This is a genomic window from Novosphingobium sp. CCH12-A3 (assembly GCF_001556015.1).
GTDB classification, from domain to species: Bacteria; Pseudomonadota; Alphaproteobacteria; order Sphingomonadales; family Sphingomonadaceae; genus Novosphingobium; species Novosphingobium subterraneum.
Window position 1 is genome coordinate 1 of sequence record NZ_LSIA01000169.1, and the last position, 16,173, is coordinate 16,173.

At 58.8% G+C, this 16,173-nt stretch carries 10 protein-coding genes; 6 read left to right on the top strand and 4 right to left on the bottom strand.

Features of this window, described 5'->3' with window-relative positions:
* Window positions 1-13: 13 nt before the first annotated feature.
* Window positions 14-757 carry an ArdC family protein gene (locus tag AX703_RS13490; RefSeq protein WP_062344763.1) on the bottom strand — a complete coding sequence of 248 codons (744 nt, stop codon included), beginning with the start codon at window positions 755-757 and terminating at the stop codon, window positions 14-16.
* A gap of 82 nt (window positions 758-839) precedes the next feature.
* Complete coding sequence (locus tag AX703_RS13495) at window positions 840-2,957, bottom strand: ParB/RepB/Spo0J family partition protein (RefSeq protein ID WP_058803376.1); 2,118 nt, start codon at window positions 2,955-2,957, stop codon at window positions 840-842.
* A 674-nt stretch (window positions 2,958-3,631) separates the two neighbouring features.
* Between AX703_RS13495 and AX703_RS13500 the strand changes: the two genes are divergently transcribed.
* Window positions 3,632-4,777: a hypothetical protein gene (locus AX703_RS13500; RefSeq protein ID WP_066646897.1), complete on the top strand. Its 1,146-nt coding sequence runs from the start codon at window positions 3,632-3,634 to the stop codon at window positions 4,775-4,777.
* A 33-nt stretch (window positions 4,778-4,810) separates the two neighbouring features.
* A complete protein-coding gene (locus AX703_RS13505) occupies window positions 4,811-5,548 on the top strand; it encodes a type II toxin-antitoxin system PemK/MazF family toxin (protein ID WP_062344765.1) in 738 nt (245 codons plus the stop codon).
* A gap of 314 nt (window positions 5,549-5,862) precedes the next feature.
* Here the strand turns inward: AX703_RS13505 and AX703_RS13510 are convergent, their stop codons facing one another.
* A complete protein-coding gene (locus AX703_RS13510; RefSeq protein WP_058803373.1) occupies window positions 5,863-10,080 on the bottom strand; it encodes a strawberry notch family protein in 4,218 nt (1,405 codons plus the stop codon).
* A 222-nt stretch (window positions 10,081-10,302) separates the two neighbouring features.
* Here AX703_RS13510 and AX703_RS13515 point away from each other — a divergent pair, with 222 nt between their 5' ends.
* The 4 genes from AX703_RS13515 to AX703_RS26655 all read left to right on the top strand — a co-directional run bounded on the left by AX703_RS13515 (window position 10,303) and on the right by AX703_RS26655 (window position 15,242).
* Entirely contained in the window at window positions 10,303-11,502 is a 1,200-nt protein-coding gene (locus AX703_RS13515; protein WP_058803372.1) for an AAA family ATPase, read from the top strand.
* Entirely contained in the window at window positions 11,499-12,515 is a 1,017-nt protein-coding gene (locus AX703_RS13520) for a ParB/RepB/Spo0J family partition protein (protein ID WP_058803371.1), read from the top strand. The genes AX703_RS13515 and AX703_RS13520 overlap by 4 nt, the downstream gene beginning before the upstream one ends.
* 178 nt (window positions 12,516-12,693) lie before the next feature.
* Window positions 12,694-13,947, top strand: coding sequence for a replication initiator protein A (locus AX703_RS13525; RefSeq protein WP_082660526.1), 1,254 nt, complete (start codon window positions 12,694-12,696; stop codon window positions 13,945-13,947).
* A 1,013-nt stretch (window positions 13,948-14,960) separates the two neighbouring features.
* Complete coding sequence (locus AX703_RS26655; RefSeq protein WP_082660524.1) at window positions 14,961-15,242, top strand: WGR domain-containing protein; 282 nt, start codon at window positions 14,961-14,963, stop codon at window positions 15,240-15,242.
* Window positions 15,243-15,247: 5 nt separating this feature from the next.
* Here the strand turns inward: AX703_RS26655 and AX703_RS27950 are convergent.
* The coding region (locus tag AX703_RS27950) for a hypothetical protein (protein ID WP_062344767.1) at window positions 15,248-16,173 on the bottom strand (926 nt) is incomplete at its 5' end.

Here is a 16,173-nt window from a genome sequence, read left to right on the forward strand (position 1 = left end):
AAGAACATACCGTTCAATGGTGCGTCAGGCACGGTGCAGACTGTCCAGATAAGGCCACCAGCTCCTCGAAAGCGTATGCCTTGTCGCCGAAACGCTTGCCAAACTCGCGGGCGAGCCGCGAGGCATGGCCCGACCAATGCCCGAGTTCATGCGCTTTCGTCGCCACGAACCCGTCTTCGGTGTTGAAGACATTGGGGTGCGGAAGCTGAATATAATCAGCGCCCGGCGAGTAGAACGCGCGGTCTCCGCCGAGGCGTATGTCAGCCGGAACGGGTGAGAAGAAGCGCTCGATGGCAGCGGCCTTCTGCGAGGGCGTCGGCGGCGCTTCAGGCACCGGGCTCGGATAGAAATGCGGCGGCAGCCCGTCGATTTGCGATGCGTTGAACACACTGTAGGCGCGCATGAACCGGATTGTTTTCGAGGATTCCTCGCCGGTCGCCTGGTCGATCGCAGTCTTCTTCGTGCTGTTGAAGTAGATGCTCGGCTCGGCGGTCTCGCCCTTGCGCACCTTTCCGCCAAGCTCGATGGCTTGCCGCCAGGTCATCCAGTAGCGCGAGCCATAACCATAATGGTCGGCGACCGCCCAAAGATAGAGGCGGTTGATCCCTGTGTAAGGGACGCCTGCCGCGCGCAGCGGCGCTCCGCCCATCCCAGTCTTCTTCCAGGGCCGGCGCCAGGGCAGCGTTCCGGCCTCGATTGTAGCGATGATCAGATTGGTGATTTCCTGCGCGACGTCGCGCTTGGGTCTTTGGCGCATTGGCCTGCTCCTCAACAAAAAGAGGCCCAGCTCACTCAGGCGAGTGGCCGGGCCAGGTCATCAGGAGGGGTGATTTGCCGCCTCAGGCGGCTACCGCCGCTTCTTCACAGGCGACTTCAGGTTGATGGTCATTGATAAGCTCGTCGGCCTCGCTATCGGCTTCAGCTTCAGGTTCAGCGCCATCGCCATCGCAGGCGCCGGAGACAGGGGCGCTTTCGTCGGTGTCCGGGATGACCGGATCAGCGGGGTTGGCACCAATCGTGAACTTCATGCCTTCGGGGAGCCAGGCCAGCGCTGCTTCCTTGACGTCCTGTTCAATGATCGCCTTGCCGGCGAAGATCGTCTCGCAGGTCTTGGCAAGGTCAGCCTTCTTCGATGCGGCATAACGCGCCGCAAGATCGCTGCCGCCGACTTCGGTCAGTGCCGCAAGACACGAGGTCTTGCTCACCCGGTCGAAGAAATTCTCGGCTGTCGGGCGCCACATTGCTGCAACGTCAATGTCGAGCATGCTGCCGATGACGGCATGGATCGGATGGTATTCCGAACCATAGCCCTTCTTGGCTTCGAGCGAGATGGCCACCGCATAGGCGAGCCACGCCGCCTTGGCTTCGTCGGCAAGTTCGCGAAAGGCAATGAAGCGCTGCGCCGCACACCCATGTTCCTGCCATGCCTTGTCGAGCGCGCTTTCGGCCTCGGCGAGAATCCCTTCGGCTGTGGACTGCGGAAGTTCTCCGGTCGCCGGATCGCTGGGGTGCCCGCCCCTGATCGAGGTTCCCCGGCTTTCATAGCTGCGGCTGTCAGCCAGCGCGAAGATGGCGAAGTCGAGCGCGAGCCCGGCATCGCTGAGGAGGGATGCCGACAGGATATTACGGCGCTGCACGGAAAGCTCGTCGAACAGACGGGCGCTGATCGGCTTCTCCGTGCCCGGCGCAACTGCCTCGGGTCTGGAAGGTGCAGCGCTACCGCGCTTGGTGGAACCTGACACCGGCTCTTCGGCCGTCGCTGTCACCTTGCCATTCTCATCGGTCTCGAACGACAGGCGCTTTTCGCTGTAGTAATCGGCCTCGAGCACCATCTCGCCGCGGGTGGTGAGAACCAGGAACCGCCCGGCCTCACTGCGCCATTCTTCGGGCAGTTCGCGCACCGGGTTATTGAGGTCGCTGCGCTCAGCATCGAGATCCTCATACTCGGCCTCGAGCTGCCCGAAATCGGCCCCGTCGCCTTCAGGGCCGCCTTCATGGCCTTCGTCGATGATCTCGCTGATTTCTTCCATGCGGGCATCGATCGCGTCAATTCGGGCTCGTGCTTCTTCGGACAGCGGCGCGGGCGGCAGCCGGACAGCATTGACGCCCATTTCGCTGCGCGCCTGCCATGAATTGGTCGACGCCACTGGGCTGATCCAGGCAAGGCCAGTTTCAGCAGCGATCCGCTGGGCTTCGGCCTCCATTTTCTCGGCCGCAAGCCTGTGGGCGATCTCGATGTCGATCCAGCGATCATCTGCCGCTTCGCTGAAGAGGTCGCGTTCGATCTTCCCGCCGGCGGCCACATAGGCATCTTCGCCGATCAGCAGCGCAATCGGGTCATTGCCGCGCATGGAACCGTTCGCCACCATACGCCGGATGGCATCGGCGCTTGGGTTATAGGCGTAGCGCATCTGCTCAAAGACCCGCAGTTGCACCTCGTGCTGGTCGGTCGCTGCGTAGGCCTTGGCGATCTCGAGTGTGACATCGCCTTTGGCGAGTGCCTCGAAAATCGGCTCGGCAAGGTTCGCTAGCCGCAAGCGGCCTTCCACGAAGCGCAGGGTGAGGCCGAAGCGTTTGGCGACCGCGGCAACGTCGCTGCCTTCCTTGATAAAGTGCTGGAAGGCCCGGCATTCCTCAGCCGGTGACATCCCGACGCGCTGGAAGTTCTCGGCAAGCGAGGCCTCGCCTGCTTCCTCTTCGCTGCCTTCGAGCAGCTTGCATTCGATCTCGGTATCGGGGGCCCAGGCACCGCGCGTGACGATCATCTCGATGGCCCGCAATCGCCGGCCACCGGCGATCACGGCAAACTTGCCGCGCTTCTTGCTCCTGGTGACCAGCAGGTTCTGCAAAAGGCCGCGCGCTTCGATGTCGGCGGAAAGCTGGATATCGTCTTCTTCGCTGCGCGTTTTGCGCACATTGGCATCGCTCAGATAGAGCCGGGAAAAGGGAATAAGCATCGTGGTCGCTCCTGATGTGCACCCGGCAATCACCCGGGCACACATCCCCTCCCCCTCCCCTTCCGATCTGCGTTTCACGCAGGACTAAGAGTTGACCATCTTCTCCCCTGAGGGTGAACAGCATAACATGGTCTTGAGCTGGACGGAGCGACTCATAAAAGAACAAAATGCCGAAAGGGTTGGAGCTCGCGATTCTGGGATGGCCACCATTCGCGGCGTAACCAGACCGGCTTTGAGCCAGAATGCGACGTTAGCTAGTCGAGCTTTGAAAGGCAGTTTTCATCGCTTCTCGACAGCACCTGCCTGAAGGCGAGAGCTGAACGCACAATGCGCGATCGGTGATCGGAAAGCGCTTGATGCTAAAGGAATCTGGATGAGGAAAGGGGAGAGCCTCTTGCGAAGCTCTCCCCGAGCACCTTGCGGTGTAATTCCAAAAGGCCGTTAAGCCGAGCAGCCTGAGCTGTGAGTTCTATATAGGCCAAAGGCGTTAAAATTCAACTCGCGTTTGAATCCTAAGTCCCTGATTTCAGACATTCCTTGCGAGCCAGGCCGTTATACGGCATGATCCATTTTCCTTGATTCCCTTGATATGTTCCATTGTTCTTGATTGCCTTGATACCCTTGATTGCATTGAATACCTTGATGGGGACAGAAAGACGTGTTACCACGCCCTCGTGGAACGATCGAAAAATGCGCCTTTGGACGATTCGGCGTCCCGTGAAGCCGAATCAGTCGGTGCCGATCGCATTCGGGGGAAGGGGCGAGGCGGCAACTTTCTTGCCATTGATCGCGCAGCATGGGAACGCCTATGGGAGGTTGAGACTAACAACAGGCTGAACCTCGTCACCGCATATATTGTGCTGCTTGCCGGGACCGGCAGCGACCATCAGCTCAGCAAATGGTCGACCAAGGCTTGCGAACAGCATGCAGGAATGGGCAAGCCACGGGCCAAGGTCGCGATCGACGAGCTGATCCAGCATGGGTTCGTTGCGCACACCGACCGCTCGACGAAGCTCTATCCGCAATATCGCCTGCAGCCGATCCCTCTCGACAGCGACCCCATCTTTCTGCCGGTCGCGTTGGTAACGGGAATTGAAACTGAGGCTTCAATGCTTCGCCGTGTCCGCGAGACCGGCGACGCGCTCTTACTGCGAATGCTGGTGGACCTCTATGGTTTGGTCCAGCTCGATGCGACATTCGGTGTGCCAATCGGCGCGTTGAGCCAGACCCCGCCCGACGATTATCCTGCTCGAAAGGTTTTTGAGATCGGCATCCATTCCGTTTGGGCACTTCGCCTCGTCGGTGGGTCGAAGTCTGCGAAAGGTGATTGGGCGAGTTATCATCGCTCGAAAAGCCGCAACAAGGATGGAGCCTGGGGGGATTTCTGGGCGCGGGTGGCGATGCTCGAGAAGATCGGGGCCGTCTGGTATGAAGCATGGATCTTCGACAGCGAGGAATCGGATGCCGAGCCGCTGTTTCCAGTCGATCCCGGCGCCCTGTATCATCAGGGTGAGGGTGACGATGTCTATCAGCTCACCCGCACGATGCTCGACGCTGCGGCCAATCTTTCTGAAGAGCGCAGCAACCTGCTCGAACGCTATGGCATCGACATGTTAGTGACCCTCGCGCAGCATCGTCGCGCGCCAGGTATCCGGGGCGTGGCGCGTATGCGGATCGAGGCGGATACGCCGGGTCGTCGGCTTTCCTATTACAAGCGCCGAACCCAGATCGAAATCTACGAAGCTGGCTACACCCAAATAGCACTCGATGCGCTACGGGGTGAATATAGTCGACCAATGAATACCAGCACGCCGCAATGAGACAACCAACCGCCGGGAAAAAGCAGCCTCTCCATGCCGAATGACGACAATTCAGATGATCAGCCGACTATGGAAGTGCCGTTCCCGACCGAGGCCGAACTGCTTGCAGCGGGCTATGTGCCAATCCCGACAGACGAAGAGTTGCTGGCACAGGGCTATGTGCCGATCGATTTCACAAACATGCCGGACGTGGCCCATTTACTGACGGAAGCCGGGCATCCTTTTCCGTTGCATCATGAGATCATCAAAGCGGGCTATGTGCCAATCAGCCGCCGCGAACGGCGTATCGTAAGCCGACCGCGCATGGGCCAAATGTATTGGATCGATTTTCCGCACGACGCTTATGCGCCCGAGTTCGTGAAAGAGCACCCTGGCATTGTTATTCGCGCGGCCAATTCGCTACACGACACCTGCATTATCCTGCCCGTTACGAGCGCGCAGCAGAAAGCGGGGACGAACTTTCATCAGCTCTCCAGGAATCCCAATCCCAAAGGGCAGGCTGCAGGGCGGATCGCCTATGTCGTCTGCGACCATCTCTACACGGTCAACATCAACCGCCTCCGCCCATTGGTCCACAATGGGAAGGCTGTCTTTCCCAAGGTAGAGCCGCACGATCTGACCGCGATCTTCGCGGTAGTGCAAAAGGTTCTGGGCGCTGCGTTCGGACCTGCGCAGACCGCTGTAGCGGCGGGGGCCACGCCAGTTCAGGTACCGCCTGCCGTACCTGCAAAGGCTTTGGGGCCGAACACCCTGACGCTGAGAAAGAAGTAGGCAGCGGTGTCGGTGATGCGGTCACGTCGCTGACTCCATCCACTCGACTGACCCGAACTGTCGAAGCTGATCGGCTTCGGCTGCGCCGAGGGTGCTACGAGCACTGTCGCCCTCCCCAACCGGCCAGCCTCACTCGTCGTTGCGAACAAGCAGGAAACATCTGATTCTGGCGCGAGCCGTTGCTAGCAAACGCCACCGACACTGACAGGAATGCCCCACTTCGTGGCCTTCCATGCTGCACAGATAGTGCAGACCAAGAGGAAAACCGTGGGACGTCAGGGCTCCGGCATCGATGTTCCCAGCATTGCTTTTCATCATGCTCGAAACATCGCGCCTATGACCGACAGCGCTGCCTTTGTCGGGATGAACACCCGTGTGCGAAACGCAATGATTTCCGTAAAGCAGCCGATGCTCTTGAGCCAAGGCAGCTGTTCAGGCGGGACCCCCACGATTTCATAGCGCTGCTCGCCTGCCACGCGGGAGCATTTCAAGGTCGCCTCGAAGGGCTGATTGATCGGGACTGTCCGGCCTTCGCCGAGCGACCTGATGATCATTTCCGGGCTGAGTTCAACGGTGGAGGCAATGTCGAATTTCTCGAGCAGCTTCGCCACGTCGAGTTCGTGGACCATACGGCCGAGCCAGCTTCTGCCCTCTTCGTCCACGATCCGCCGGACCTCCAGATAGTCGATAGGCAGGCTCGACCAGATCGGCAGGAGAAGTCCGGTCGCAAGGTACACGGTCTCCGTCGTTAGCCGTTCGGCAAGCTCCGCAACCTCGCTTTGCCACAGCTTCTCGAAGGTCCTGCGCGGGACTTCCTCCCATGCGGATTCGGCGAGGTCATCGAAGTGGTGGTATTCGCGGCGAAGCGGACGGTGGAGGATAACCCGCCGGATCAAATCCCCCTGTTCTGTCATGAAGTGCCGCGAAGGTTCGGCCAAGGCCGCCTTCCCGCTCTTGATATTGTGGAGCAGAATGCAGCCGTCGGCATAGTCGCGGCGCTCAAGGACACGCTCAAGCGAGATCGGCCGTGCTCTGGTCTTGAGGGCTAGCTGCAGCAAATGCGACGTGGCGCCGGTTCGCTCATCGGTCCGAAGGACTATGTCCTCGACAATATCGGCCTGTTCAACCCGCAGGGTTTCGACGCCAACATCGAGCGATCCGGCCTCGCGCGCTGCTGACACCCGCGCTTCGACCAACCCCAGAAACTCCTCGAAGATCGCATTCTGCATCCCGATCGGCAGCGCGAGGATGCGATTGAGCCAGCGCTGGATCGGCGGAAGGTCCTCTTCGAGCACGCCATCGTCGGAGACGATCTTGAGCCCACTGCGGCGCTGAAAATCGATCAGCGTAGCGCTCTTGAGCTTGCCGTCCGCCAGCAAGGCAAACCATGTCGAGAGGGCCGCCTTGGCATATTCGCTCTCGAGATTGTCGGCAGGGTCAAACAGGTTCTGCCCGCCCGTCTGGCGTTGGCCCCGAGTAAGCGCGCCGAGGCTATCGAGCCTGCGCGCAATGGTGCTGGTGAACCGCAGTTCCCCCTTGCAGTTCGTGGTCACAGGCCGGAACAGCGGCGTGTTGGCTTGATGCGTCCGGTGCGTTCGGCCCAGCCCCTGGATGGCCCGGTCGGCTCGCCATCCAGGCTCCAGCAGGAAGTGGATGCGCCGCTTCTGGCAAGTTGCATCGAGGCTGGCGTGATAGGACCGCCCGGTGCCGCCCGCATCACTGAAGACCAGGATCGGCTTCCTGCCATCCATGAACTGGTCGGTCTCGGACTGGTTCGTCCGCGGCGAGCGGGTCTCGAGCCGCTGCTGCCCGTCGCTCTGGGTTATGAGCCGCTTGCTGCGCCCGGTCACCTCGGCGACTTTCTCCGGGCCATAGTGCTCGATGATCCCGTCCAGCGCTGGCTTGATCGGCGGCATGGCGCACAGGTGCTCGATCATCTCGCCGCGGCGGGCGATCGCAGTCTGGTTGTGGACGGGACGGCCTTCCTCGTCGAACATCGGTGCAGAGCGCTGGGTGCCGGTATCATCGACGAATACCTGCATCTGTTGCGTGGGGAAGGCGCGTTCGAGGTACTCGATCACAGCGTCGAGCGGGCTGAGGTCGAGGTCGAGCTCCGCGCGCTCTTCTGGCGAAAGGCTGTCGAGACGGCGATCGAGGATGCTTTCGGCAGTCGAGACCAGCTGAACCACCACCACCTCGTCCCGGTCCAGATGATGATTGATGGCAGCGATCAGCGTTGGCAGCTTCATCGACAGCAGCAGCTGGTTGAAGAACCGCTGCTTGGTGCTTTCAAACCGGCTGCGTGCCGCAGCTTTTGCGCCGCTGTTGAGCGTTGCGCCGCCGATTTCATCGACCACGCCGGTGAGCTCCAGCGCTTCCTCCATGTTCTGATGGATGATCGCCCAGGCATCCGCATAAGTATCATAGACCGCGATCTGCTCGGCGGTCAGATCATGCTTCAGGATGTCGTATTCGACCCCTGCAAAGCTGAGCGCGCGCGCCTGATAGAGCCCGAGTGCCTTGAGGTCGCGCGACACGAGTTCCATCGCTGCGATGCCCCCTGCCCTGATCTGGCTGATGAAATCTTCGCGGTTGGCAAACGCAGTGCCCGGTCCCCACAGACCGAGCCGCACGGCATAGGCAAGGTTGTTGACCTCCGAGGCCCCGGTTGCAGAGGCGTAGATAACCCGGGCATTGGGCAAATTGTTTTGCAGCAGTACGCCGGCGATGCCCTGCAAGGATCCGCTTTTCGTGCCCCGGGCGCCCTCGCCTCCCGCAACCCCGCCCATCTCGTGGCTCTCGTCGAAGGCGATGACACCGTCGAAATCCTCGCCCGCCCAGTCCAGTAGTTGCTTGAGGCGCGTGGCATCCTGACGCTGGCTCCGAAGGGTCGGGTAAGTGACGAACAGGATTCCTTCGCGAAACGGAACCGCCTGATCGATCTTCCAGTTCGAAAGCGGCTGAATGTCGGCAGCAAGGCCGCCGATGGCACTCCAGTCGCGGCGCGCGTCTTCGAGCAGACTCTCGTTCTTCGATACCCAGATGGCCTTCCGGCGTCCGGCAAGCCATCCATCAAGGATGCAGGCGGCGATCTGCCTGCCCTTCCCTGCCCCCGTGCCATCGCCGAGGAAATAGCCTTTGCGATAGGCCCGTCCTTGCTCGTCGAGTTGGAGGCCTACGCCCTCTTCAGCCGGAACGAACTGGCCAGGCAGATACTGCTGCCACGCGTTCCCAGCATAGATGACAGTTTCGATCTGGGCCTCGGATAGCAGGCTTTCCTGCAAAACCCGATCCTGCAGCGCCGGGACATAATCCGGGATCGGTGCCGGGATCGAACCCATGGCCACGCTTTCGACGAGCGGCGTCGGATGCTCGCGTGCACCAACAATGTCGATCCGGCTTGGCCGGTATGGGATGTAGACCCCGCTTTGCTCACCGAGAACGCGCGGCTTGTCCAGGGTACTGAACGCCAGTGCTTCGATCTTGGGCGCTTGGGCTGCCCTCGCTTTGACGGGCTTTGTGATCGGCGTTGCCCGCATGGCTTTGAAGAGCGCGCCCGGCTTTGTTTTCGGCGGCACCGCGCGCGGTTCGCAGTCGGGCTGGGCTGTCACGCGTTTGATGATTGGAACCGCAGACGCCACGTCTGCAACCGTTTCCCGCGCCAAAACTGCTGGTCTGGTTTGCCCCGGGATCTTGTCGATCACGTACAAGCGCACAGCCACGCTAGTGCCCTGCTTGTGATAGCATTTATCGAGGCGGATTGATGTGCGGACCGTGCAAGAGGCGAAGGTGTCGTCGTAGATTTTCGCAAGCTTCGCGCTCGTCGTGAACCAGTCCGGCATGATCGCGACGATCCGCCCCCCCTGCCCTATCCGCGTTATGGCAGCGCGCAGGTGACGCACAGCCGCGAACTCGTCTGCTCCTCGTCCCATTGAGCGGGAAAACGGCGGGTTCATCAGGATCAGGCTGGGCTGCACAGCAGCGTCGAGATGCGATGCCAGCATGGCTCCATCGATCCCCGTGGTGGTGGCCTGGGGGAACAGCAGAGCCAGCTTCTCCCGCCTGCGCGGATCGATCTCATTGAGATGCAATGCGCGGACATCGGGCAAAGTTGCCACCAGAGCGCCATGTCCGGCGCTCGGCTCAAGAACGATATCGGTTGCAAGCGGCTGCGCCAAAATCACGGATAGCGCTGCGAGGTCAGCGGGCGTCGAGAATTGCTGGTACCTGAGCTGGTTTTCACTTCTGACCGTATGTGTCGGCAGCGCCTCGATAAGCGCGCTGATCTCCGAAATTTGGGTCAGCATCTGAGGTTTGCTCAGGAGTCCGGCCATGTGGCGCGTCAATGCCGCCTCGAGCAGGTCAAAGGCGTCCCTCTGGCTCCAGGCGCCGTTTGCGGAGCCCTCCCCGTAGAGCTGGCTCATCGTCTCAAACAGGCGTTGTTTGTTCGCCATTCCGGTGGCGATGGCGTTCTGGATTTCGGTGATTGCTGCGTCCAGCTTCTGGCTGGATTGTTCAAATAGGTCGGTCACGGTCTGCTCCTGATGCTGAACCGCATCAGGTCATCCCCCTTCCCTCTCGCCTCGGGTTTATGAGCCCGTGATCACTACGGGCTATGCGACAAGGGGTGCCCGGCAGCGACGAGGATTCGGGACCGGCACCATCCCGAAGATATCGGTTTGACTTCTACCGCCGAAAATGATCATAAAACACGAACTGGGTCGCAGAACTGCGATTCATCGAAAGGCAGACGCATGTCCTACACCGTGAACACACTGCGAAATATGACCAGATCCTGCGAAATGATGCGCGATCGGGTCAAAGCTGTGGTGTTCAAACCTGATGAACGCAAGGTCCTGGATATCACGTTTGGGCCTACGGCGGCAGCGGAATTGGTCGGAAGAACGCCTGAAGCGCTTGCCAAGGCAGAGAAGGAGGGACGTCTCGCGCCTCCGAAGCAGCTTAACAATGGCCGTCGCTATTACACGCTCGAAGACCTTACTCATATTCGCAAGGCGCTGAACATTCATCCGGGCAAGCTAGCCCATGAGAATGCGGTCGTAGTAGCCGTGCAGAATTTCAAGGGCGGCGTCGGCAAGAGTACGATTACCAAGCATTTCGCCGATTTTCTCGCACTGAACGGATATAGCGTTCTCGTGATCGACTGCGATCCGCAGGCGTCAACGACAACTATGTTCGACATCCAGCCCGAAGCACTTATCGATGAAGAGGAGACTTTAGGAAACTTCCTGTCGCCTCGCAGTACATTCGATGATTTCAGGAAGGCAATCCGAGAAACCGCTTGGCCTACAATCAAAATAGTGCCGTCAAGCCTTGGCCTGCAGGATGCAGAGTGGGACCTCACGGCAACGTTGACGGAGGGCGGACAAGCAGTGCGCGAGGGACTTCAGCGTCTCCGAATTGGCATCGACAGTATCATCAAGGACTTCGACGTCGTCTTGCTCGATCCTCCGCCGGCCATGGGGTTCCTGGGCCTCAATGTGATGGCCGCCGCAACAGGTATGCTCATCCCGGTTCCGGCAAGGCAGCTCGACTATCTTTCAACCATCCATTTCATGGACACCATCGCCGAGAATATCGAGATCCTCGAGGATCACGGAACGCCTGTTGATTATGGGTTCATTCGCGTCGTCTGCTCGGCCTACACCCCCAGCAAGCCAGGTGAAGCCGACATGTGGAAGATGATGAAGGCCACATATGCCAATTTCCTGCTGAATCAGCCAATTCTGGCTTCTGAGGAAATCAAGAATGCCACTCAAGCATTCCGGTCGATCTATGAAAGCAAGCCTTCAGCTGCGCACGCAACCTACCAGCGTTGCCGGGACAATCTCAACGCAGTCTTCGGAGAAGTTCTGAACGAAATACACGAGCAGTGGCCGTCGAAGAGCATTTCGAGACGGTCATCTGACACGGCAGGGAGTGTTGCAGCGTGAGCCGTCGTTCATTGATTGGCGAGGCCCTCGCCTCCCCTGCCCCTGACCAGCCTTCCGTCTCTGAAGCCAAGGACGCTGCAGGGGCAACTGCATCGCGCAATTTCACAACACGTCGGCTTGAAGGCTTCACGGAAGCAGCGCGGATGGTCAAGCGCCCGACCATCCGGCTCAAACCTGCAGAATGTTCGATCTGGCCGGGAAACGCCCGTGATTACGAACAGCTCACCGAACCCCGTTTGCGATCTCTGATTGAGTCGATCCAAGCAGAAAACGGGAACCGCATCCCAGTAGTCGTGCGTCGTAAGCAGCAAGGTGAGCTGCAGTACGAACTGATCATTGGCACAAGGCGTCACTGGGCTGTCGCGTGGCTCAACGCCAATCACTACCCGGATATCGAGCTCGTAGCGATTATCGAAGATCTCGATGACGAAGCTGCGTTCCGCCTTGCTGATATCGAGAACCGCGAGAGGGAAGATATCTCAGACTTAGAACGCGGTTTGAACTACAAGGCAGCAGTCGACACCTATTACGATGGCCTTCAGGCACGGCTTGCTGAACGCGTGAAGATCTCGAAATCTACGCTCGCCCGGTACATCGGCCTGACAGAGATCCCGCAAACAATCGTAAGCGCATTTGCCTCGCCAATGGAACTTCAGGTCCGGTACGGTGACAAGCTTCTTCCAGCCATACGCAACCCATCGCTGCGCCCCAGGATGGAGGAAGCAGCAAAGCAAATCGCTGCGGAACAAAGTTTCCGGCAATCCGGAGACGAAGAGCCAATTTCTGGCCCTCAGGTTGTTGTCCGTCTGCTCAAGGCAGTTTCGGGCAGGCCTGGCCGTGCCCAGAAAGCCGTAATCGAAGCCGCAGGATCGTCCATTGGTGTCATCGAAAAGGATCGTGCACGAGGGCTCACGATAACGATCAACCCCACTGATTTGAGCGCTGACGAAATCCTTGATGCATTGCGCCCTCTGATTGAGAAGGCGAAGATTCTGAAAAGGCCTGCCCCATGAAGGAGGGTTTTGGACCCACCTATGGCCATGCCTTTACCACTCTGAAAATGTGGCTTTTATCGTTTTATTTCATATGTTTAGCTCACTTGTCCCACATGTGGGACAGCGGCAGATTTACTAGGCGAAGAACGTGAGCGAGAAAGATCAGTCCTCCTCCGGTCGCCGGGTGCAGTTCGAGATGTTCTTCACGCTGCCTGATTTCAGCGATATCTCGCTGCGGGACTATCAGGAGACCATGCAGCGCCCTTTCTTCAGCCTTTCGAAGAAGAAGCGCCTGAAACCCATTGAGTACCTCAGTCCGGACAAGTCGGTCACCGTGCATGTATCAGCCAACCCAGCCTATGGGATGGCGACCATCTGGGATGCAGATATCATGATCTATCTGGCGTCCCACCTCAACGAATTGCGCGAGCGGGGTGACAATGACCTGTCGCCGACCATTCGTGTTCAACCTGGCGATCTTCTCAAGCGAATCTGCTGGGGTGTAAGCGGGCGCGCCTATGAGCGACTGATCGCAGCGCTTGATCGCCTTCAGGCCACGACGATCAAGACGAACATCCGAGCGAACTCCAAATCCCGCGAGACCACATTTTCGTGGATCGATAGCTATACTCATCTCGTTGATGAGCGAACCCAGCGTTCGCTTGGGATGGAAATCACGCTTTCTAAGTGGTTCTTCGACGGGGTCATGGACAAGCGAAATGTCCTTGCGATTTCGCCTCTGTATTTCGAGATAACGAGCGGACTTGGGAAATGGCTCTACCGCGCAGCTCGCAAGCACGCTGGTGGCAATGGGCCAGAAGGTTTCACGATTGGCTTCGAAACTCTTCATCAGAAAAGCGGCAGCGAAAGCTCCCTACCCTCGTTCAAGAACAAGATTCTTGAATTGGCGCGAGCTAACAACCTGCCGGATATCAGTCTGGAGGTCATTGGAGCAGAGACGCCGCGTCCAAAGCTAAAGATGGTGATGCGTCGCCATCTCGAAAAACCTTCTGGAAAAACCGAACATAGTGGCTCTGTCGCCACGGAGAGCAGACCCCAGCGCATTCAGCGCGCAACCCCCGAAAAGGCAGCCAAGGTCAGCCCTCCGCAGGAATTCGTTGATCCTGCCCTCGTGCGCAAGCTCCTTGCAACAACAAGCGCGAGCTTGCGCCCCGAACAGCAAGCCGATGCATCAGCGGCATTGGACAGCAATGCGAGCCAATCTCAGTCACGACGAAGGGGAGGGGGCGCTCAGGACACTCTTGACCCCGAAATCTATCAGGCCATCCGTGCTGAATGTCCTGGTTGGGATCTCGATGTGCTGATGCGGCAATTCGATTCCTTTTTGAACAGCAATCCGCATGAGTTGCCAAGGAACTACTCGAAACGGTTCTACGGCTTCATGAAGAAGCACCACGAGCGCAACAAGCATACGCTTCCGGGCTTTTGAAGATCGCGACCTTCTGCAGGACTTGGTAGCGGCGCCCGGCGCGCTGGTAGAGCTGCCGCTCGGCTTCAGGCCTGATTACGCTCTGCCGCAGGCATAGCGATCTATCGTAAGAATAAGAACAGTCTCATCATGCACGGCAGCTAGCGAACGTGTTTTCGGGAATCACTTCGCTTAGCCCGCCCGATCAGAGGACCGCGTCTACGTTCGGCGCCAGGTAAATAAATCGCTGACTAGGCCCAAGAGTACCGGCATAGACCCTACAGCCGTGCTTCTGCCGTCCATCTTTGACTGAAATCAGCGATCTACTGTGCAGCGCTCAAGCCAGCTGGCAGATCGCCTGAGGCTCCACTTCAGTCACTGCGATCCAGAAACCCGACAGGTCGGCCTTCAATCTGGACGATGGAAAATGCCTCCAAAAACCATTCCTGAAAACACGTTCGACCGGAAATACCACATTTCCGAAAACACGTTCGTTTCAGCCTAGGAGCAAATGGGGGATCAGAAAGTTTGGGATCGGCGCATCATATGTGAATCGGAACGCTAACTGATCCTCTGGCCTCACGCTCACAGCCGCGCTTTCAAAGTTATCAACAGGGCGGGGAGGTGGCGAACGTGTGATCGGGCATCAGATGACGTGTTATTAGAATCTGGCGGTCGTGCTATCAGAAACCGAACATCGTGTTTTCAGATTCGGCATAGCCGCCCCGACTCGCGAGAAATCAGGAGTTTGCAGGCTGATCACGAGCAGGTAACCTCTTAACCTTAGAATCTAAATCCCCTAACGTTCACGCCTGCGGCGGATTTGTTATTGATTTGATTCAAGATTAAGGAAGGCCGACATATCCCTTCGACGATGACCGCTTTGCGTGCGATGCGTACATTCCACCAGAATGGCAACTCGGCAGATTAGCGCTGGTCACAGCCTTAAGATCGATTCCGTGAATCACGACAGGGACCTGTGATTCAAACTTCCGATTGGCCTAACTTCACGTGGCTATCGCATAGTCCTCCGCATGTTAGAGGTTGGACAAAGGGAATGTCAGATCTGGCTCGAAGCCAAAGATCCCGATCTCAATGTTGCAAGGCGGTACGTCATATCTCGAAGCCAGGACCTGTTCGGTGTCACGATTGTTGAATTCTCGTGGGGGCGGATTGGAACGCGTGGACAGCGACGCATCTTATCCTTCGCCGACGCAGGCAGGGCGACAAAGTTCGTAGAACAGTTGCTGCGTCGCAGAGCGACCTCACATCATCGAATTGGCGTTTGCTACCGGGAAGTATTCCGGGGTCCATGATACGTTCACGTGTCCGTTGGGACGATTGCTCCATCGGAAGTTCGAAGGCTGACCATGCTGGCAGTCACCATAGCCGCAACTGATTGTGAAGCGGTTCGCTTGGTCACCCCAAGGCCTCTGGCAAGCTCCGCACGGGTGAGAGGTCCGATGCCGGCTACCAGACGCCAAGCCAGGGGAGCCGTCGAGGAGGCGTACAGGCCTGAAAGTGCTCCCTCAGCCTGCAGGTGAGCCCTTTGCATGGCACGGAGGTCTGCGGCTGCACTCTCAGCGGTAGCCTGAAGCGCACGGCCTAATAGGACGGGCAGGGGTTCCTCGTGAAGTTCACGGAACAGAGCCCGCGGCATGACCCCAGCAAGCGCCATTGGCGCCGAGCCCAGCCCAAACAAGTGTGGCCGCATGGCAGCAGCGAGCGATGCCGCCCAGGCCGCCCCACGCGGTGCCATACGTGTTACCGCGAACCCTCCGACCTGGACCATCTCGCTGCCGCCTTCGAGAAAGTCGATTTCTTCCGTTCTCAGTTCCGTCAGCCATTCAAGCAAGGTGCTCATCGGGTCACGGCTTGGTAGCAGCGCGTCAAGCCGCTCCAGCGCGCGATCGGCGGGCCAATAGGTCTCGGTGAACCCTTCAGAGTGGTTCTTGGCGGCCATGACCAGCTTGGCAGCATGGGCGAGGGGAGGGTGTCCTCGCCGGCTAATCCACGACAAGAACTGACGGCGTTCCTCGGAATACCACGAGCGCATCAGCTCGCTCGCTTCGAGCCCCGGATTGTGTTCAATTCCAAGATTATCAAACGGATAATCGCGCACATGCACGCGCCAGAGGCGCCGAAGTGAGGCCAGCGCAAGGCATTCGGACAACTCGGGTGAGATGAAGGGGTGTCGCGGGACAAAGAAGCAGTCAATCAACGTAACCTCCTGATAAAATGCCATAG

Coding starts and splice junctions, on each gene's coding strand:
- AX703_RS13490 (WP_062344763.1), bottom strand. CDS start 757: ATGCGCCAAAGACCCAAGCGCGACGTCGCGCAGGAAATCACCAATCTG.
- AX703_RS13495 (WP_058803376.1), bottom strand. CDS start 2,957: ATGCTTATTCCCTTTTCCCGGCTCTATCTGAGCGATGCCAATGTGCGC.
- AX703_RS13505 (WP_062344765.1), top strand. CDS start 4,811: ATGCCGAATGACGACAATTCAGATGATCAGCCGACTATGGAAGTGCCG.
- AX703_RS13515 (WP_058803372.1), top strand. CDS start 10,303: ATGTCCTACACCGTGAACACACTGCGAAATATGACCAGATCCTGCGAA.
- AX703_RS13525 (WP_082660526.1), top strand. CDS start 12,694: ATGTTCTTCACGCTGCCTGATTTCAGCGATATCTCGCTGCGGGACTAT.
- AX703_RS26655 (WP_082660524.1), top strand. CDS start 14,961: ATGTTAGAGGTTGGACAAAGGGAATGTCAGATCTGGCTCGAAGCCAAA.